Origin of the sequence: Pseudoduganella violacea, from assembly GCF_014191875.1 — a bacterium.
In the GTDB taxonomy this organism is placed as follows: domain Bacteria; phylum Pseudomonadota; class Gammaproteobacteria; order Burkholderiales; family Burkholderiaceae_D; genus Rugamonas; species Rugamonas violacea_A.
Genome location: NZ_JACHXD010000004.1, coordinates 305,535 through 324,072 on the forward strand (window position 1 = coordinate 305,535; position 18,538 = coordinate 324,072).

Consider the following 18,538-nt stretch of genomic DNA (forward strand, 5'->3'; position numbering starts at 1 on the left):
AGATAAGAGCATGCGTAAAACCAATCTGATCGCTACCCTGCTGACCGCCGCCGCCCTGGGCACCGCTTCGCTGGCCGCCGTTGCCGCTGATCCGCAACAAGACGCCGCTCTGGCTGGCGCAGGCGCCACCACCGATGCCGCGCTGGCCGCGAAAGTGAAGGCCGCCCTGGCCGACCAGAAACAGATCAACGTCACCAGCACCCAAGGCGTGGTCGTACTGAGCGGCACTGTCGCCAACACCGATGTCGGCACCAAGGCGATTCAGGCCGCCTCCGCCGTGGCTGGGGTCAAGGAAGTGAAAAGCGAACTGACCGTCGCCAGCAAATAAGCTTTCCCCGTTGTACCCGTAGTGCCGCAGTAGTTGTACCGAGAGAGTAGTAGAAGTACCTCCCCTTACCGGGCGCTGTTCACCGACAGCGCCCGCTTTTTTTTAGCTGAGGTTTTCGAGGCGGATGCGGGTGACGCTGCCAACCACGGTGGGCAGGGCTTCCATCTTGACGATGGCGGCATCGACGTGCTTTTCCTGGGTCTGGTGGGTCAGCATGATGATGTCGGTGTGGGTGTCGCCTTCGGCCGGCTCTTTTTGCAGCATGGCGTCGATCGAGATGCCGCCGTCGGCCAGGATGCGGGTCAGGTCGGCCAGCACGCCGGGACGGTCGGCCACATGCAGGCGCAGGTAGTAGCTGGTGGTGATCTCACTCATCGGCAGGATCGCGATATCGGTCAGCGCGTTCGGCTGGAAGGCCAGGTGCGGCACGCGGTGTTCCGGGTCGGCCGTGGCCAGGCGGGTGATGTCGACCAGATCGGCGATCACGGCGGAGGCGGTCGGCTCGGCGCCGGCGCCCTTGCCGTAGTAGAGCGTGGCGCCGATGGCGTCGCCGTGCACCAGCACCGCGTTCATCGCGCCTTCGACGTTGGCGATCAGGCGCTTGGCCGGAATCAGCGTCGGATGCACGCGCAGCTCGATGCCTTCGGCGCCGTTGACCACGGTGCGCTTGGTGATGCCGAGCAGCTTGATGCGGTAGCCCAGCTGTTCGGCGTATTTGATGTCCACCGCCTGCAGCTTGGTGATGCCTTCCACGTGGGCCTTGGCGAATTGCACCGGAATGCCGAAAGCGATGGCCGACATGATGGTGGCCTTGTGCGCGGCGTCCACGCCTTCGATGTCGAAGGTGGGGTCGGCTTCGGCATAGCCCAGCTTCTGCGCTTCTTTGAGCACGGTGTCGAAGTCCAGGCCCTTGTCGCGCATCTCGGACAGGATGAAGTTGGTGGTGCCGTTGATGATGCCGGCGATCCATTCGATGCGGTTGGCGGTCAGGCCTTCGCGCAGCGCCTTGATGATGGGGATGCCGCCCGCGACCGCCGCTTCGAAAGCGACCATCACGCCCTTGGCTTGCGCCGCGGCGAAGATTTCGTTGCCATGCGCGGCCAGCAGTGCCTTGTTGGCGGTGACGACGTGCTTGCCGTTGGCGATCGCCTTCAGCACCAGCTCCTTGGCGATGCCGTAGCCGCCAATCAGCTCGATGACGATGTCGATTTCGGGATCGTTGACGATCTCGTTGCCGTCCGCCACCACGCGCACTTTGCCGCCGGTCAGTTCGGTGGCACGCGCGGTATTCAGGTCGGCCACGGCCACGATTTCAATGCCGCGGCCAGCGCGGCGCGTAATCTCTTCCTGATTGCGGGACAGTACATTGAAGGTGCCGGAACCGACGGTGCCAATGCCTAACAGGCCTACTTTGATGGGTTTCATAAATCTCGTTTGAGTACGGCGCCGGCTGGCCGGCGCGGTTGATCGGTTAGCCCTGTCGCTTGCGGTAGCCGTCCAGGAAGCGGGCGATGCGGCCGAAGGCGTCGCTCATGTCATCGGTATTCGGCAGGAACACGACGCGGAAGTGATCCGGCGCGATCCAGTTGAAGCCCGTGCCTTGAACGATCAAGACTTTTGTTTGAGCCAGCAGGTCATAAGCGAACTGCTGGTCATCCGCGATCGGGTAGATCTTCGGATCGAGACGCGGGAACATGTACAGCGCCGCTTTCGGCTTGACCACGCTGACGCCGGGAATATCGGTCAGCAGCTGGTAAGCGAGATCGCGTTGCTTGAGCAGGCGCCCGCCCGGCCCCACCAAATCTTGTATGCTCTGGTAGCCGCCGAGTGCAGTCTGGATGGCAAACTGCCCCGGTGCATTGGCGCAAAGACGCATCGATGCCAGCATGTTCAGGCCTTCGATATAGTCTTTGGCATGCTTCTTTTCGCCCGATACCACCATCCAGCCGGCGCGGTAGCCGCAGGACCGGTAGTTCTTCGACAGGCCGTTGAAGGTCACGCACAGCACGTCCTCGCACAGGGAGGCGATGGAAGTGTGCTGGTTGCCGTCGTACAGCACCTTGTCGTAGATTTCGTCGGCGTAAATGATGAGCTGGTGCTGGCGCGCCAGCTCGATGATCTGCAACAGCACCTCGTCCGGGTACAGCGCCCCGGTCGGGTTGTTCGGGTTGATGACGACGATGGCCTTGGTGTTCGCGGTGATCTTGCGGCGCATATCCTCGATATCGGGATACCAGTCCTGCTGCTCGTCGCAGATATAGTGCACCGGACGGCCGCCGGACAGGCTGACCGCCGCCGTCCACAGCGGATAGTCGGGTGCCGGCACCAGCACTTCGTCGCCGTTGTTGAGCAGCGCGTTCATCGACATCACGATCAGTTCGGACGCGCCATTGCCCAGGTAGATGTCGTCGATGCCGACATTGGCGATGTTCTTGCTCTGGCTGTAGTGCATGACGGCCTTGCGCGGCGCGAACATGCCTTTGGAATCGGTATAGCCGGCCGCATTGGGCAGGTTGACCATCATGTCGTGGACGATTTCGTCGGGCGGATCGAAGCCGAACACCGCCAGGTTGCCGATATTCAGCTTGGTGATCTTGTGGCCTTCTTCTTCCATCTGGCGCGCCTTTTCCGGCACCGGACCACGAATTTCATAACAGACTTCCGCCAGCTTGTTCGATTTTTGAATCGGTCGCAAAATCACATCCCTATCACGTCTGAGGCCCAATGGCGCCGGGCGCTCGGCCCGATGCTGCATTGCGAAAATACCCATTCTGCCGAAAGCGCCTGATTTAATCAACCTTCCGGGTCCGTAAATAAAAGGTAAACGTTACAATAGGCGCTCTTTTGCGAACAGATAGGCGCCGCCCGGCGCGAAATAGTCCCCATGAAGCTCCATTCCAGCAGCACCCAACAATACCAGACCGTGACCGGCTACTTCGCCGGCGGCGTGGAAATCAACGCCAAACCTTTCGATTACAGCCTGCTGGTGCTGCCGGAAACGGCGCCGCGCGCCTGGAATGTGGCGCGCTTCGAGGACTTGGGCCAGGAGCACTTCGAACAGATGCTGGCCGACGCGCCCGACGTGGTCATCCTCGGCACCGGCGAGCGCCAGCGCTTCGTGCATCCGAAACTGACCGCGCCGCTGACCGAGCGCCGCATCGGCGTCGAGTGCATGGACACCAACGCCGCCTGCCGCACCTATAACATCCTGATGGGCGAGGGCCGCAAAGCCATGCTCGCGCTGATCATCGAAAAACCGGCCGCTTGAAAGGGCCGGAGTTGCCCCAACATAAAAACACTAACAAGAACATCAACCACCCCGCCCAGGAGAGAAGCTGTGGCTGAACGCCCTACCCTTGCCCCCTTAGCCGATTTTTCCGCCGCCATGACCAGCGGCCAGACCTTCCAGCTCAGCGGCCGTCCGGCCCAATACACCGTGCTGTATTTCTACCCGAAAGACAATACGCCGGGCTGCACCACCGAGAGCATGGCTTTCCGCGACCTGCATGCGCAATTCGCCCAGGCCGGCGCCGAGATCTACGGCGTCAGCCGCGATTCGCTGCGCTCGCACGAGAACTTCAAGGCCAAGCTGGAACTGCCTTTCGAACTGATCTCCGATCCGGAGGAAGCCTTATGCCAGCAGTTCGGCGTCATGAAGCTGAAACAAATGTATGGCAAGCAGGTGCGCGGCATCGAGCGCAGCACGTTTGTGATTGACGCTACCGGCAAAATAGTGAAAGAATGGAGAGGCGTGAAGGTGCCAGGTCACGTCGATGAAGTGCTGGAATTTGTGGCAAGCCAGGCTTGAAAAGGGGCGCGCTGCAAGCTCCGCAACATAGCTTAACCGCAGCAAATAAAAGACCATTTTGAGTCAACAGAGTTCTTCCTCTCACTGTACCCGGTGGCCGCAGGGCCACCACCCGGTATGTTTAACGGGCCAGATCAGCGCCCGCAGGCAGCCTTATTATTCCGATTTACCGCATCCATCCCGCGTTCCGTCCCCGTGGCGGCCAAGCGCGGGCGGAACTTTTTCAGATTGAGATCCTGATGCCACTGCCAAAACTGCCTAGCAAGCCAGCCACCCTGCTGCTGGCCAAAGATTATCCGAAGGCGAGCGGAGCGAATCCGGTCCCCTTCCCCGCCGAAGAAGTAGCAGCGCCCGCGCCGAAGAAAGCGGCCACCAAGGCGGTTGCCAAAACCGTGAAAACCAAAGCAGTCGCGCCCGCGGCCGAGCCGACCGTGGCCAAGAAAACCAGCAAGAGCAAGGCGGCCATCCTGGTCGCGCCGGTCGCCCCCGCGGCCGAAGCGCCGGCGCCAGCTGCCGCGCCTGTGCGCGCCAAGGCCACGCCGGCCGCGCGCGGCAAAGCCACGCCGGTCAAGGCCGAAGCGCCGCATCCGGCCAAGCATAAGCCGGTGGAGGTGGTGCTCAAGTCGTCCACCAGCCGCCATGCCGACCAGATCGGCACGACCAAGCTGTTCGTACTCGACACCAATGTGCTGATGCACGACCCGTCCTCGCTGTTCCGCTTTGAAGAGCACGACGTCTATCTGCCGATGATGACGCTGGAAGAGCTGGACAACCACAAGAAGGGCATGTCCGAGGTGGCGCGCAATGCGCGCCAGGTCTCGCGCACCCTCGACGCGCTGGTCGCCAATACCGACGACGACGCCATCGAACAAGGCATCCCGCTGTCCAAGCTCGGCAACAAGGACGCCAAGGGCCGCCTCCACTTCCAGACCCGCCTGCAGGTTGCCGACCTGCCGGAAGGCCTGCCGCAAGGGAAGGCCGACAACCAGATCCTGGCCGTGGTGCGTTCGCTGGAAGCGGAGCAGCCGGGACGCGCCGTGGTGCTGGTGTCGAAAGACATCAATATGCGCATCAAGGCGCGCGCGCTCGGCCTGCCGGCCGAGGACTACTTCAACGACCATGTGCTGGAAGACACCGATCTGCTGTACTCGGGCATCGTCCAGCTGCCGGACGATTTCTGGAACAAGCACGGCAAGGACATGGAGTCGTGGCAGGAGAACAAGCACGGCCAAAGCGCCACCTTCTACCGCGTGACCGGTCCATTCGTGCCTTCTCTGCTGGTGAACCAGTTCGTGTTCCTGGAGCCGAAGAACGGCGAGACGCCTTTCTACGGCCAGGTCAAGCAGATCAACGGCAAGACCGCCGTGCTGCAAACCCTGCGCGACTATAGCCACAACAAGAACAGCGTGTGGGGCGTGACCGCGCGCAACCGCGAGCAGAACTTCGCGCTCAACCTGTTGATGAACCCCGAGTGCGATTTCGTCACCCTGCTGGGCCAGGCCGGTACCGGCAAGACCCTGCTGGCCCTGGCCGCCGGCCTGGCCCAGGTGCTGGAAACCAAGCTGTATAACGAGATCATCGTCACCCGCGTCACGGTGCCGGTGGGCGAGGATATCGGCTTCCTGCCCGGCACCGAGGAAGAGAAGATGTCGCCATGGATGGGCGCTTTCGACGACAACCTCGAAGTGCTCAACAAGTCCGACGGCGAAGGCGGCGAATGGGGCCGCGCCGCGACCCAGGATCTGATCCGTTCGCGCATCAAGATCAAGTCGCTCAACTTCATGCGCGGCCGCACCTTCGTCAACAAGTTCCTGATCATCGACGAGGCGCAGAATCTGACGCCGAAGCAGGTCAAGACCCTGGTGACGCGCGCCGGCCCCGGCACCAAGATTCTCTGCCTGGGCAATATCGCGCAGATCGACACGCCTTACCTGACCGAGGGTTCGAGCGGCCTGACCTACGTAGTGGACCGCTTCAAAGGCTGGTCGCACAGCGGCCACGTCACCCTGGCGCGCGGCGAGCGTTCGCGCCTGGCCGACCACGCGAGCGACGTGCTGTAAGCGCCGCCCGCTTCATCTACCAGCCCCGCCTCGCGCGGGGCTTTTTCATGCGCGCTTGCTTTTCGCGCGGCGCCACAGCTTGCGGCCGCCGAAGAACAGCGCCAGCAGGATCAGAGTCCACGGAATGATGTAGGCCAGGCCCACCACGGTGCTGGCGATGCCCTGCGAGAGGTTGCTGGCGAATTCGTCGCAGGCGCGGGCTATCGGCGACCAGAAGGAGCGGCTGCGCTGCGAGTAGATGGCGACACTCAGCACATCGAGGTTGACGCGCTCCAGCAGGCGCGCGTTCTCGCCGCTGGCCTGCTCCAGCTCCGACTGCACGCCGGCCAGCTCTTTCGACACCTTGATCAGATTGTCGGCGTTGTTGGCGGAGCGGCTTTCCAGTTCTTCCAGTTTTTTCTGGTAGGAGCGCAGCATGGCCAGGCGCTTTTCGCTGTCGGCGATGGGACGGGCCAGGTCTTCGGCCCGCGTCTCCTGGCGCGCCACCGTGCCGCCGGCCGTGGCCAGGGCACTCAGGCGCACCACGGCTTCCGGCTTGGCGCGCATGCGGATATGGGCCTGCTTCTCGCGTCCCGTATCCAGACTGGCTTCGAGCAGCACGCAGCCCTGCTGCGCCTCGGCGTTGCAGGCGGCGACCAACTTGTCCATCAGCGGCTTGACCGCGTCTTCGGCGGCATCGACGGCGATGCTGTGCTCATACGCCAGGTGTTTGCCGCGCGGCTGGCTGGCGTTGGCCCCACCGCCTTGCGCGCCGCCCGCCTCCTGCTTGGACGAACAGGCGCTCAGCAGCGCCAGCAGGGCCGCCATCAAAAGAAAACGTTTCACAAAAATCCTCAATCAGTAATTGCGCGCAGGCGTGCCAGCGCGTCTTCTATGACAAATTCAGGCACGGTTTCAACGCGCTTGGCTTTGCGCGCTTCAAGATCCAGCATGCGAATCTGGTTGACCAGTGCGACACCCTGCGTCTTCGTGCCTGTACCGGTAAGTGGCGCGGCAAATCCGGCGTGGCGGGCAAAATCGCCGCCCTGGGTAATGGGCGCCACCAGCACCGTTCCGAGGGCATTGAATACGCTCGTGGACAGCACCAGCGCAGGCCTCATGCCTTTCTGCTCGTGTCCGAGCGTGGGATCCAGATTCACCATCACCACATCGCCACGCCCGAATTTGCTGCGGCCTACCACGCTTCGCGCCCTACCGGCTTGGCCTCATGCCAGGCTGCCAAGTCGGCAGGTTCCGCCGCTTTGCTGTCGCACTGCGCCACCAGTTCAGCCAGGGAATACGATGGCCGCGCCGCCTTGAGCAACACGCCCTCCGGCAAAACATTAACGCTGAGCTTGTCGCCCAGCGAAACCTTCATCAAGCCCAGCAATTCTGTCGGCAAGCGCACCGCAGCACTATTGCCCCATTTTTGAATTGACAATTCCATAACAACCTCCTGATGTCGATACATTGTAGACCCATACAGACGGATGCCCAAAACATTTCGCTTGACCTTTAATACGTTCGTACGCATTGTTATCGTATAAATAAGACATTGGCGTAAATGGAGTAAAAACATGCCTAAAGCATCGCTACGCGAAGACATTCTGCAAGCCGGGCTGGAAGTCATGTCCAGCCAGGGCTATGGCGCCGGGGTACGCGACATCGTGGCGGCGGCCGAAGCGCCGCAAGGCTCGTTCACCAACCATTTTCGCTCCAAGGAAGCGTTTGCGGCCGAGGTGATCGAACGCTATTTCGATTACGTCAAAGGCTTGATGGCGCAAACCCTGGGCGACGCCAGCCTGGCGCCGCTGGAGCGCATCCGCGCCTACCTCGATCTGATCAGCGGCAAACTGGCGGCGGCCGGCTGGGCGCGCGGCTGCCTGATCGGCAATTTCAGCCTGGAGGCGCCGCCGCAGAGCGAGGCGCTGCGCCTGCAGCTGGCGCGCATCTTCGGCGAATGGCGCGCGCCCTTCGCCGCCTGCATCGCCGAGGCGCAGCAGGCCGGCCAGCTCGATAGCACGCTGGCGGCGGACGACCTGGCCGACTTCGTGCTCGCGGCCTGGCAAGGCGCCATGCTGCGCATGAAGGTCGAGCATGACCCGCGCCCGCTGGAACAATTCAAGACCGTAGCATTTTCGAGTTTTCTTAAACCCAAGGAGGCATGAAATGGAAATACGCGAATGGATCAGGGCATCGCTGCCGGTACTCGATTCGAGCATGGCTTACCGCGCGCTGGGCAGGGCGGGCGATACGCCCGTGCTGTTCCTGCATGGGAATCCCACCTCCTCCCATGTCTGGCGCGACGTCATGCCCGAGGTAGCGCCGGGCCGCTGGTGCGTAGCGCCCGACCTGATCGGCTTTGGCGCCTCGGGCAAGCCGGACATCGCCTACAGCTTCCAGGACCAGGCGCGTTATCTGGACGCCTTCATCGAAAAGATGGGACTGGAGCGCTTCTATCTGGTGGCGCAGGACTGGGGCAGCGCGCTGGCCTTCCATTTCGCCGCGCGCCATCCGCAGCGCGTGTTGGGACTGGCCTTCATGGAATTCATGCGCCCCATGTCCTCCTGGGAGGACTTCCATCCGCAGCCACAGGTGCGGGAGCTGTTCCGTAAATTCCGCACGCCGGGCGAAGGCGAGGCGCTGATCCTGGAACAGAACGTCTTCATCGAAAAAGTGCTGCCCAATTCCGTGATCCGCCAACTGAGCGCGGAAGAAATGGCAGGCTACCGCACGCCCTTCCCCACGCCCGAGTCACGCCGTCCCATCCTGGCCTTGCCGCGCCAGTTGCCGATCGCCGGCGAGCCGGCCGACGTCTTTGAATTGATCGCGGCCAACGACCGCGCCCTGCGCGCCTCCACCTATCCCAAGCTGCTGTTCCAAAGCGCACCGGGCGTGCTGACGCCGCCCGCCGTGGCGCAAGCTTATGCCGCCGTCCTGCACCACTGCCGGCTGGTGGACCTGGGCGAGGGACGCCATTATGTGCAGGAAGACCATGCCATGCGCATCGGTCGGGAAATCGCCGATTGGATAAATTCGCAAGCCTAGCTTGACCTTCCCTCCGTGGGAAGGCTTACAGTGGCGTCATCAACCCTGCGAAAGGAGCTTCAAATGTATGAACTGCAAGTAGAAAACATGAGCTGCGGCCACTGCATCGCCAAAGTCAGCGATGCGGTACGCGCCCTGGATATGACGGCTGGCGTGGAAATCAACCTGGCCGACAAAAAAGTGATGGTGGACAGCAGCGCCTCGCTGGACGAGGTGAAGGCGGCCATCGTGCAAGCCGGTTACCCCGTTACCGCTGCCGCCTGATTATCTTTCCAGTTCCGGATAATGCCGGAAAATGCCTTCCTCGCTGAAGGGCAAGCGCCTTTCGGACGCGAGGTAGGCGGCGATGCGCGGACGGCGCGCCACCTTGTCGCGCAAGGCCAGCAAGCCTGGCCATGCAGCCTGCTGGCGCGCCATTGCCTTGGGAAAGGCGTAGCGCAAGCCTTCCATCAACTGAAATAGCGACAGGTCCACATAGGATAGGCGCGATCCCACCATGAAGCCGCCACGGCCCGCATTGGCCTGCAAGACCTGCTCGAAATAGCCGAGGTATTTGGGAATGCGTTCGGCGGTGAAATCACGGGAACGCTGCTTCGCTTCCTTTTTCTGGTCTTCGTAATACAGATTGGTGGAGATCGGATGGTGGCTGTCATGCGCCTCGTTGACGACGTCGGCGATGGTCAGTTGCAGCTGGTTGCACCACAGGCGGCCCGCTTCGCTGCGCGGCGCCAGGCCGTGATGCGCGCCCAGGTACAACAGGATAGTCGCGGTCTGGCCGATCAGCAGCGCCCCTGCCTTGAGTACCGGCGGCGCATACGCGGGATACCCGGTCTGCGCCGGATCGATGGCGGCCAGCAGCTGCGGCATGCCCTTGGGTTCGCGCGCCACGTCGCGGTACGGCACGTCCGCTTCTTCCAGCGCCAGTCGCACGAATTCGCCCCGCCCCTGAATGCTCGGCCAGTAGTACAGGATGTATGGCTGCATATGCCCTCCCCTTATTGCCTCGTGCCGATTTTAGCGGCTTGCGCCTGCGCCTGTAGCCACGCTGCGACCGCCGCCACGGCGGGCGCGGGTTCGCGTCCGGCCGGATGCACCAGGTAGTAGGCGAAATCATCCAGCACCGGGCCGAAAGGCGCTTGCAGCAAGCCCATCTCCATCTCATCGCGCACCAGGGCCAGGGAAATCAGGGCCACGCCCTGCCCCGCCACGGCGGCCTGGATGGCGTGGCTTTCATCGGTGTAGCGCACGCCGCTGCCCGTGTCGAGCTGCGGCATGCCCGCCGCCTGCGCCCAGCGCGCCCAGGTCAACGCGCCGCGAAAGCCGCGCTGCCAGTCGAAGTGGATCAGATTGTGGCGCAACAGATCGGCGGGACGGCGCAGCTTGAGGCGGGTGCTCGCCACCGGCGCAAAGCCGGCCTGCATCAGCCAGGTGGAATCCAGTCCCGGATAATGGCCGCTGCCGCCGCGCACAGCCAGATCGGCGGCGCCGGCCAGCAGATCGACCGGCTGGCCAGTGGCCTGCACATGCAGGTCGATCTGGGGATGCGCTTGATGAAAGCCGGCCAGCCTTGGCACCAGCCATTTGGCGGCAAAGGCCGGCATGACGGACAGCGTGACCGTGCTGCGGGCGCGCTGCTTGAGGCGCTCGACGCCGGCCGCCATCACGTCCAACCCTTCGCGCACGGCCTGCAGCAACAGCTGGCCGGCGGCCGTCAATTCCACGGCGCGCGTCTTGCGCAGGAATAGCGGGCAGCCTAGTTCTTCTTCCAGCGCGCGCACCTGGTGGCTGACGGCGGTCGCGGTAACGGCCAGTTCCTCGGCCGCCATCTTGAAGCTTTGCAGGCGCGCCGCCGCTTCAAAAGTGCGCAGCGCGGAGAGGGAGGGAAGACGTCGTTTCATGGTACTGAATATACCTGAATCCAATTCATCCGTAAGCGAAAAAATGATCGTTTGTCCCGACCTGCCCCAAGCCTCACAGTAGAGTCCATCGAGACCCTACTGAAACGGATGAGAGATCATGACAACCCTTCTGCATATTGATTCCAGCGCCCGCAACGGCCGCTCCGGCAGCGACCCTTACGGTTCCCACACGCGGCGCCTGAGCCAGCGCTTCGTGGACCGCTGGCAGGAGCAAGTTCCGGAAACGAAAATCATCTATCGCGATGTCGGCATGCAGCCGCCCGCGCCGGTCACGGGCAGCTGGATACAGGCCGCCTTCACGCCGCCCGCTAAACGCGAACCGTGGATGCACGAGGTGCTGGCCGAAAGCGATGTACTGATCGATGAGCTGCTGCAGGCCGATGTGATCGTGGCCGGCGTGCCGATGTATAACTTCGGTCCGCCTGCCCAGTTCAAGGCCTATATCGACAATGTCGTGCGCGTCGGCCGCACCTTCGGCTTCGACCGCAGCCGTCCGGGCGATCCGTACTGGCCGCTGCTGGCGGAAGCGGGCAAAAAGCTGGTCATCCTGTCCGCGCGCGGCGATTTTGGCTATGACATGGGTGGACGGGTCGCCGCCATCAACCATGTCGAACCGTCGGTGCGCACCGCTTTCGGCTATATGGGGATATGGGAGAGTTTTGGCGCCGCCATCGAGTACGATGAATTCGGCGATGAGCGTCTGGCGCAATCCATCGCCCGCGCGGAGGCGGACGTGGATGGCCTGGTGCTGCGGCTGGCCCCGCAAAGGGAACCTGCCGCAGCCTGAGGGAGATTACTGGGCGTTGCGGCGGCGGCGCGCAGCCACGCCGGCAATGCCCAGGCCTGCCAGCAGCATGGCGTAGGTGCCGGGTTCCGGCACGGCCACCACGGAGGACAGATACAGGTCGTTCACGGTCGGCCATACGCCGGCTTGCGCGGTCAGCTTGACCGTCAGTTCCAGCAGCTTGCCGGTGGAGACGAAACCGATGAAGGACGATTGGGTTGGCTTGTCGATGGTGTAGCTTGCCAGCTTGCCGAATTCGTCTTTGGCGGTCAGCGTGATGCTGTTGGCGGCCGCGAATGCACCTGCCGAGTTGCTGCCGAAGGCAAACAGGCCGGCGCCATTCACCTTGCCGCCAAAGTCTTTGAAGACAATGGTGTCGGTGCGGTTGTCGGTGGTCAGCCAGCCATCCACGCTGCTGCCGCTGCCGCCCCAGAACGAGGTCGAGCCGGGACCCACGGTGGCGGTGTAGTTAAAGCTGCCGGCGCTGCGCGACAGAGGACCGTCGATAGGGTCTACCGACAGATCGTTGAAGCTGTCCAGGCCGGACACGGTCACGGCGCCGCGATAATCGTATTTGTCGGTGTAGACTGTGATATCTGCATTGGCTGCGCCAGCGGCCAGCAGCATTGCACCTACGGCGATCGATTTCAAGGTATGGGACATCATAAGCAAGGCAACTCCTCTCTAGATAGTGCGTTGTTTAAGATAAAAGCCACTACGCTTTCACTGTATCTCAGCCACGGAAATGATGCAATAATTTCAATGAAATAATTTCAACAAGGTTGTTTTTGCATTGTTGCGTATTGACAAAACCTACCGGACGCGGCAGGCGCCACAGTTATAATCGGACGTGAAATTTCGCTACCGAAAGCACTCATGCCTCCTGTCCCGCCGCTGGAATTGCATACCATCGTCCTGATCGCCGCCGCCGGCCTGTTCGCCGGGGTGCAAAATGCGCTGGCCGGCGGCGGTTCCTTCATCACCTTCCCCGCCCTGCTGCTGGCCGGCCTGAATCCGCTGGCGGCGAATATGACCTCCACCATCGCCATGTTCCCCAGCCAGGCCACGTCGGCCGTTGCCGGGCGCAAGCTGGTGGACGATGTGGGACCGCTGACTTTCCGCCAGATGTTCGTCATCAGCGTGGTGGGCGGCGTGCTGGGCGCCATCCTGCTGCGCATTACGCCGCCGACTTTCTTTGCGCGCCTGGTGCCATGGCTGGTGCTGTTCGCCACGTCGATGTTCGCCTGGGGCGCCTTCCGCAAGCAGCCCATGCACGCCGCCAGCAGCATGCCGAAAGGCGTGCTGGTGCTGGTGCAAAGCTGCATCGCCATCTATGGCGGCTACTTCGGCGGCGGCATCGGCTTCCTGATGCTGGCCGCGCTGACCATCGCCGGACAGCAGATCCGCGCCGCCACCGCCACCAAGAATATGCTGGCGATGGCGATGAACGCGGCGGCCACCGCCATCTTCGCCTTTTCCAGCTTGATCAGCTGGCCCGCCGCGCTGGCCCTGTGCGCGGGCGGCATTGCCGGCGGCCTGGCCGGCTCCTGGCTGATCTACCGCCTGCCGCCGCGCCTGATGCGGATTTTCGTCGTCATCGTGGGCGCGGTGCTGACCGTCTATATGTTCTTGCGCTGACGATCCGCGCCCGGGTTCAGAAGCTGGCGCGCAGGGTCAGGCGGAAGTTGCGCCGCTCGGCCGGGTGGTAGTGTACGTCCTGCACGCCTTCGGCCGCTTCGCCCGGCAGGCGCGAGGCGTAGAAGTAGTCGATATCGCTGGCCTTGCGGTCGAATAGATTGAACACATCCAGCGACATCTGCCAGTTGCGGTTGAAGCGGTAGCCGGCGCGCAGATAGGCAATGGCCGTGCCTTTGGAGCGCTGGCTATTGTCTTCGATCAGCGGACGCGGGCCGAAATAGCGCATCTGGAAGGCGCCCGACCATGGGCCGATATCGTTCACCGTGGCGCCGAAAGACGCCACCTTCTCCACCGCGCCGGGGATATGGTCGCCCGCCGCATCGGCTTCGCTGTAACGGCCGCGCGAGTAAGCCAGGTCCAGGTCGAACAGCAGCCAGCTGCGCGCCACGTAATGGTTATTCAGCTCGATACCGGAACGCTTGCTGGCGCGGCTCGGCGCCGTGTCGCCCGCGTCTCCAGAGAACACCAGCTCCGAGGCCGAACGCAGCGTCCACAACGCCAGCGAACTTTGCAAGCCGGGCAGCATCTCGCTGCGCGCGCCGATTTCGCCGCCGCGCGTGCGCACCAGCGGCGTCACCGGCTCGATCGGCTCGCGTTCCTTAGGCGACAGGTGGGCCGTGGTGCCGCGCGCGTCGTTGCTGTGGAAGCCGGAACCGTAATTCAGGAAGAATTCGGTACTCTGCCATGGGCCCAGCACCAGGGACAGCTTGGGCGAGGTGATATGGGCGTTCACCTTGCCCGAGTTTTCCGCGATATTGCTGGCGACGTCGAAGCGGTAGCTGTCGTAGCGCAGGCCGGCGATGCTGCGCAGCCACGGCGTCCAGTGCAGGGTGTTCTCGTAATAAGCGGCCAGGCTGGCTTCCTTCACCTTCGATTCGCTGACGGTGCCGAGCACCTGCTGGTTTTTGGTGGCCAGCAGCGACAGCGGCGAGATATGGTCGTAGCGCCCTTGCGCGCCGATCTTGTGGCTCATGCTGAAACCGCCCAGCGTGGCAGGCCAGCTGTGCGAGGCGGCAAAGCCCAGCATGCGGCGGCGTTCCGTCTGGCGGTTCTGGTCGCCGTTTTCCGGATCGTCGAGGAAGTAGGTGTGGTTGTTGAACAGGGTCAGGTCAGAGCGCACGGCGTACACATTGGCCTGGCTCTGCGCCTCGCCGCTGCGGCGTTTCCACTCTCCAGACAGGCTATAGCGCGCGGTGCGCCCGCCATCCGTCGGGTCGATGGCGTCGAAGGGATTCAGCGCCCCGCTTTCCACGGCGCGCAGCGGAATCTGGTTGCTGGCGTGCCAGGAACCCTTGTAGGCCATGGCGGTGACGGCATACTGGTCGGCGCCGCTCACGGTGCTGTAGCGCAGCACGCCGCTGTTCTTGCGGAAGGCTTCGGGATGGACCCATGGGCCATCGTTATGCGCCAGCTCCAGGCCATACAGCAGCGTGCCGCCGGCGGCCGCACTGGAACCGGCCAGCATGCCGCGCATATATCGGTTTTCGCCGACGGTGAGCGTCGCCATATTCTGTTTCAGCTGGTTGAACAGGGACATATGCGCCGCGCCGGCCGAAGCGAAGTCGCCCTCGTCGGCGTAGTACGGGCCTTTGCGGTAGGCGATGCGCTCCACCAGCTCGGGGATCAGGAAATTCAGGTCGGTATAGCCCTGGCCATGGGCATGGGTGCGCATATTCACCGGCATGCCGTCGACAAAGGTGGCGAAGTCGGTGCCGTGGTCCAGATTGAAGCCGCGCAGGAAGTATTGGTTGGCCTTGCCGTCGCCGCTGTGCTGGGTGACGATCACGCCCGGCACGAATTCGAGCAGCTCGCCGGGACGCAGGGCCGGGCGGTTGGCGATCAGGGAGGCTTTGACCTGGCCCTGGCTGGCGGCGTCCGATGTGCCGACGCTGTTGTTGTAATGGCCGGTGACTTCCACCACGTCCAGCGGGACGACGGGAACGGGTTTGTCCGCCTCTTCGGCGTAGGCATGAGGGAAGGCGGCCAGCAGGGATGCGGCCAGAATGGTGCTGCGCACGGTCATGGAAAATCCATCTTTGAATGCAATCCGGCCCACCTCCCCGTGGGCGCGATTGAACAGAAGCGCGGGATGGCGCGCTTCCACCTGTCTGGCCGGTATCCGGGCTGGCAAGTCGAACCGTCCCACCTTCCCATGCCGAATGCACAGTGGTTGTTGAGGGACAGCCTGCCGTCGGAAGACGGCGCTTGCTTACCGTTGCGGGGGCAGCACACCTTGGCCGCGATGCGGCTTGTGTTTCCCGTTTAACTGGGCGCGAGAGTTCGCGCCCGGGCACCAAACGGTGGGCATTATACGTTTATCAACACCAGCCGGTCTAGTGGCAGGGTTTGCCCAGGGTCTGCAGGATGGGGCAGTCGGGGCGCTGGTCGCCGTGGCAGGAATCGGCCAGGCTGGCCAGGGTGTCGCGCATTTCGCTCAGTTCACGGATGCGCTGGTTCAGTTCATCGACATGGGCCAGGGCGATGGCCTTGACGTCGGCGCTGGCGCGCTCGTTGTTCTGCCACAGCGAGAGCAGGTCGCGGATCTGCTCCAGCGAAAAGCCCAGGTTGCGCGCGCGCTTGATGAAGCGCAGCGCATGCAGGTCCTTGTCGGTGTAAATGCGGTAACCGCTGTCGCTGCGCCGGCTCTCGCTGACCAGTCCTATGCTTTCGTAATAGCGGATCATCTTGGCGCTGACGCCCGATGCGGTGGCCGCCTGTCCTATATTCATTCCTGCTCCTTGAGTGCTTGCCAGCGGCGCAGCAGCAAGGCGTTGCTGATCACGCTGACGGAACTGAGCGCCATCGCCGCTCCGGCCAGCATGGGATTCAGCAGGCCGAACGCCGCCAGCGGAATACCCGCCAGATTGTAGACGAAAGCCCAGAACAGGTTCTGGCGGATCTTGTTGAAGGTGCGGCGTGAAATGTCGATGGCGTCGGCCACCAGCAGCGGATCGCCGCGCATCAGGGTGATGCCGGCGGCGTGCATGGCCACGTCGGTGCCGGTGGACATGGCGATGCCCACATCGGCCGCCGCCAGCGCCGGCGCGTCGTTGATGCCGTCGCCCACCATGGCGATGCGCGCGCCGGCCCGGCCTTCGGTCTTGATGCGTTCGATGTGCTGGGTCTTATCGGCCGGCAGCAGGCCGGCGACAAAGCTGCCCACGCCGGTCTGCGCGGCGACCGCCTGGGCGCTGCCCTGATTGTCGCCGGTGAGCATGACGGTGGCGATGCCGCGGCTGTGCAGGCGGCGCACGGCAGCGGCGGCATGCGGCTTGACCTGGTCGGCAAAAGCCAACAGGCCGAGCAACTGCTTGCCGCGCGCGTCGGCCAGCCAGGACACGGTGTGGCCGCCCCGCTCCAGCACTTCGGCTTGGGCTTGCAGCGGCGCGGTATCGATCTTCTGTTCTTCCAGCAGGCGGGTACTGCCCAGCAGAAGGCGCAGGCCGTCCACGCTGGCGGCCAGGCCGCGTCCGGCCAGGGCGGTAATGGCGCTGCCATCCAGGCTGGCCGGGGCGCCGCCCGCCTCGATGGCGCCGCGCTCCGCATCCAGCACGGCGCGCGCCAGCGAGTGTTCGCTGCCGCGCTGCACGGCGGCGGCCAGTTGCAGCAGGCGTTCTTTATCGATGCCATGCGGGATCAGGGCCGCCAATGCGGGTTTGCCCTGGGTCAGGGTGCCGGTCTTGTCGAATACCACGGTGCCGACCTGGTAGGCCATTTCCAGCGCTTCCGCGTCCTTGATCAGAATGCCGTGGCGCGCCGCCACGCCGGTGCCGGCCATGATGGCGGCCGGCGTGGCCAGGCCGAGGGCGCAGGGACAGGCGATCACCAGCACTGCCACCGCATTGATGGTGGCCCGCTCGATATCGCCGCTGACGAACCACCAGCCCAAGAGGGTAAGCAGGGCCAATACCAGCACCACCGGCACGAAGACGGCGCTGACGCGGTCCACCAGGTGCTGCACCGGCGCCTTCTCGGCCTGGGCATCCTCCACCAGGCGGATGATGCGCGCCAGCGTGGTTTCGGCGCCGGTGGCGCTGGTGCGCACCAGCAGCAGGCCGTCGCCGTTGATGGCGCCGCCCGTCACGCGGTCGCCGGCATGGCGCGCCACCGGCAGGCTTTCGCCGGTGATCAGGGATTCATCCACATGGCTGCTGCCCTCGACCACCTCGCCATCGACGGCGATGCGCTCGCCGGGCCGCACCACCACCAGGTCGCCCAGGCGCACTTCGGCGATCGGCATATCCACATCGCCTTGCGGGCCGCGCACCCGCGCCGCTTCGGGACGCAGGGTCTGCAGGGCACGGATGGCCGACGTGGTCTGGCGCTTGGCGCGCGCCTCCAGCCACTTGCCCAGCAGGACCAGGGTGATGACCACGGCCGACGCCTCGAAATACAGGTGGGCCATGGCCCCGCCCGAGAGCACCAGATAGACGCTCAAGCCGTAAGCGGCGCTGGTGCCGAGGGCCACCAGCAAGTCCATATTGCCCGCTCCAGCGCGCGCCGCCTTCCAGCCGGCCTTGTAGAAGCGCGCGCCGAAGACGAATTGCACGGGGGTGGCCAGCAGCCATTGCAGCCAGCCGTCCAGCATCAGGTGGCCGCCGAACCAGCCGGCCACCATGGGCGCCATCAGCGGCAGGGACAACAGCGCGGAAAGGATGAGCGGCAGGGCCGACGCCGGCTCGGCGTCCTTGGCGGCAGCGCTGGGCGGCGCGTCAGGCGCCACCGGCGCGGCGTCGTAGCCGGCTTTTTCGACCGCCTGGCGCAGCGCGCCAAACTCCAGCGGATCGGCCGACTCGATGCGGGCCGTTTCCGTCGCCAGGTTGACGCTGGCCTTGCCCACGCCGGGCACGGCGGCCAGCGCCTTTTCAACGCGGGCGACGCAGGAGGCGCAGGTCATGCCGTCGATGCGGACGG

20 protein-coding genes and 1 riboswitch are annotated in these 18,538 nt (G+C 63.9%); of the genes, 9 read left to right on the top strand and 11 right to left on the bottom strand.

The annotated features are described in order from the left end of the window. Positions 1 to 10: 10 nt before the first annotated feature. Positions 11 to 328, top strand: coding sequence for a BON domain-containing protein (locus tag FHS03_RS09800; RefSeq protein ID WP_183440796.1), 318 nt, complete (start codon positions 11 to 13; stop codon positions 326 to 328). Positions 329 to 430: 102 nt separating this feature from the next. Here the strand turns inward: FHS03_RS09800 and FHS03_RS09805 are convergent, their stop codons facing one another. Beyond that, positions 431 to 1,753, bottom strand: coding sequence for a homoserine dehydrogenase (locus FHS03_RS09805; protein WP_183440797.1), 1,323 nt, complete (start codon positions 1,751 to 1,753; stop codon positions 431 to 433). 46 nt (positions 1,754 to 1,799) lie between these two features. After that, complete coding sequence (locus tag FHS03_RS09810) at positions 1,800 to 3,023, bottom strand: pyridoxal phosphate-dependent aminotransferase (RefSeq protein WP_183440798.1); 1,224 nt, start codon at positions 3,021 to 3,023, stop codon at positions 1,800 to 1,802. Positions 3,024 to 3,212: 189 nt separating this feature from the next. On the opposite strand from FHS03_RS09810, the gene FHS03_RS09815 reads away from it, so the two are divergent. The 3 genes from FHS03_RS09815 (at position 3,213) to FHS03_RS09825 (ending at position 6,196) form a co-directional block, all read left to right on the top strand. Then, positions 3,213 to 3,596 (top strand): Mth938-like domain-containing protein, encoded by a 384-nt coding sequence (locus FHS03_RS09815; RefSeq protein WP_183440799.1) that lies wholly within the window; start codon positions 3,213 to 3,215, stop codon positions 3,594 to 3,596. A gap of 69 nt (positions 3,597 to 3,665) precedes the next feature. Continuing rightward, complete coding sequence (locus FHS03_RS09820) at positions 3,666 to 4,136, top strand: peroxiredoxin (protein WP_183440800.1); 471 nt, start codon at positions 3,666 to 3,668, stop codon at positions 4,134 to 4,136. A 239-nt stretch (positions 4,137 to 4,375) separates the two neighbouring features. Beyond that, entirely contained in the window at positions 4,376 to 6,196 is a 1,821-nt protein-coding gene (locus FHS03_RS09825) for a PhoH family protein (protein ID WP_183440801.1), read from the top strand. Positions 6,197 to 6,241: 45 nt separating this feature from the next. Here FHS03_RS09825 and FHS03_RS09830 read toward each other — a convergent pair whose 3' ends face one another. The 3 genes from FHS03_RS09830 to FHS03_RS09840 are packed head-to-tail and all read right to left on the bottom strand — an operon-like array spanning position 6,242 to position 7,622. Then, positions 6,242 to 7,021 carry a DUF4349 domain-containing protein gene (locus tag FHS03_RS09830; protein WP_371871641.1) on the bottom strand — a complete coding sequence of 260 codons (780 nt, stop codon included), beginning with the start codon at positions 7,019 to 7,021 and terminating at the stop codon, positions 6,242 to 6,244. An 8-nt stretch (positions 7,022 to 7,029) separates the two neighbouring features. Further along, positions 7,030 to 7,377: a type II toxin-antitoxin system ChpB family toxin gene (locus tag FHS03_RS09835; RefSeq protein WP_183440802.1), complete on the bottom strand. Its 348-nt coding sequence runs from the start codon at positions 7,375 to 7,377 to the stop codon at positions 7,030 to 7,032. After that, entirely contained in the window at positions 7,371 to 7,622 is a 252-nt protein-coding gene (locus tag FHS03_RS09840; RefSeq protein ID WP_183440803.1) for an AbrB/MazE/SpoVT family DNA-binding domain-containing protein, read from the bottom strand. The genes FHS03_RS09835 and FHS03_RS09840 overlap by 7 nt, the downstream gene beginning before the upstream one ends. A gap of 130 nt (positions 7,623 to 7,752) precedes the next feature. On the opposite strand from FHS03_RS09840, the gene FHS03_RS09845 reads away from it, so the two are divergent. The 3 genes from FHS03_RS09845 to FHS03_RS09855 all read left to right on the top strand — a co-directional run bounded on the left by FHS03_RS09845 (position 7,753) and on the right by FHS03_RS09855 (position 9,487). Continuing rightward, positions 7,753 to 8,343 carry a TetR/AcrR family transcriptional regulator gene (locus FHS03_RS09845; RefSeq protein ID WP_183440804.1) on the top strand — a complete coding sequence of 197 codons (591 nt, stop codon included), beginning with the start codon at positions 7,753 to 7,755 and terminating at the stop codon, positions 8,341 to 8,343. Between the two features lies 1 nt (position 8,344). Further along, positions 8,345 to 9,223 (top strand): haloalkane dehalogenase, encoded by an 879-nt coding sequence (locus tag FHS03_RS09850; RefSeq protein ID WP_183440805.1) that lies wholly within the window; start codon positions 8,345 to 8,347, stop codon positions 9,221 to 9,223. A gap of 63 nt (positions 9,224 to 9,286) precedes the next feature. Further along, positions 9,287 to 9,487 carry a heavy-metal-associated domain-containing protein gene (locus FHS03_RS09855; RefSeq protein WP_183440806.1) on the top strand — a complete coding sequence of 67 codons (201 nt, stop codon included), beginning with the start codon at positions 9,287 to 9,289 and terminating at the stop codon, positions 9,485 to 9,487. Here FHS03_RS09855 and FHS03_RS09860 read toward each other — a convergent pair whose 3' ends face one another. Continuing rightward, positions 9,488 to 10,207 carry a glutathione S-transferase gene (locus FHS03_RS09860; RefSeq protein ID WP_183440807.1) on the bottom strand — a complete coding sequence of 240 codons (720 nt, stop codon included), beginning with the start codon at positions 10,205 to 10,207 and terminating at the stop codon, positions 9,488 to 9,490. An 11-nt stretch (positions 10,208 to 10,218) separates the two neighbouring features. Next, positions 10,219 to 11,121, bottom strand: a complete 903-nt coding sequence (gcvA, locus tag FHS03_RS09865) for a transcriptional regulator GcvA (protein WP_183440808.1) — start codon at positions 11,119 to 11,121, stop codon at positions 10,219 to 10,221. Positions 11,122 to 11,239: 118 nt separating this feature from the next. On the opposite strand from gcvA, the gene FHS03_RS09870 reads away from it, so the two are divergent. Then, entirely contained in the window at positions 11,240 to 11,929 is a 690-nt protein-coding gene (locus FHS03_RS09870; RefSeq protein ID WP_183440809.1) for an FMN-dependent NADH-azoreductase, read from the top strand. Between the two features lie 6 nt (positions 11,930 to 11,935). Here the strand turns inward: FHS03_RS09870 and FHS03_RS09875 are convergent, their stop codons facing one another. Further along, the gene (locus FHS03_RS09875) at positions 11,936 to 12,592 is read right to left on the bottom strand and encodes a PEP-CTERM sorting domain-containing protein (protein WP_229426137.1); all 657 of its coding nucleotides are present in this window, start codon (positions 12,590 to 12,592) and stop codon (positions 11,936 to 11,938) included. A 210-nt stretch (positions 12,593 to 12,802) separates the two neighbouring features. Between FHS03_RS09875 and FHS03_RS09880 the strand changes: the two genes are divergently transcribed. Beyond that, positions 12,803 to 13,564, top strand: a complete 762-nt coding sequence (locus FHS03_RS09880) for a sulfite exporter TauE/SafE family protein (protein WP_183440810.1) — start codon at positions 12,803 to 12,805, stop codon at positions 13,562 to 13,564. Positions 13,565 to 13,580: 16 nt separating this feature from the next. Here the strand turns inward: FHS03_RS09880 and FHS03_RS09885 are convergent, their stop codons facing one another. The 3 genes from FHS03_RS09885 to FHS03_RS09895 form a co-directional block, all read right to left on the bottom strand. Next, positions 13,581 to 15,647, bottom strand: a complete 2,067-nt coding sequence (locus FHS03_RS09885; protein WP_183440811.1) for a TonB-dependent receptor — start codon at positions 15,645 to 15,647, stop codon at positions 13,581 to 13,583. Positions 15,648 to 15,717: 70 nt separating this feature from the next. Next, positions 15,718 to 15,936, bottom strand: a riboswitch (cobalamin riboswitch). A gap of 21 nt (positions 15,937 to 15,957) precedes the next feature. Then, the gene (gene cueR, locus FHS03_RS09890) at positions 15,958 to 16,353 is read right to left on the bottom strand and encodes a Cu(I)-responsive transcriptional regulator (RefSeq protein WP_183440812.1); all 396 of its coding nucleotides are present in this window, start codon (positions 16,351 to 16,353) and stop codon (positions 15,958 to 15,960) included. After that, positions 16,350 to 18,521 carry a heavy metal translocating P-type ATPase gene (locus tag FHS03_RS09895; protein WP_221208103.1) on the bottom strand — a complete coding sequence of 724 codons (2,172 nt, stop codon included), beginning with the start codon at positions 18,519 to 18,521 and terminating at the stop codon, positions 16,350 to 16,352. Before FHS03_RS09895 ends, cueR begins: the two co-directional genes overlap by 4 nt. Positions 18,522 to 18,538 lie beyond the last annotated feature (17 nt).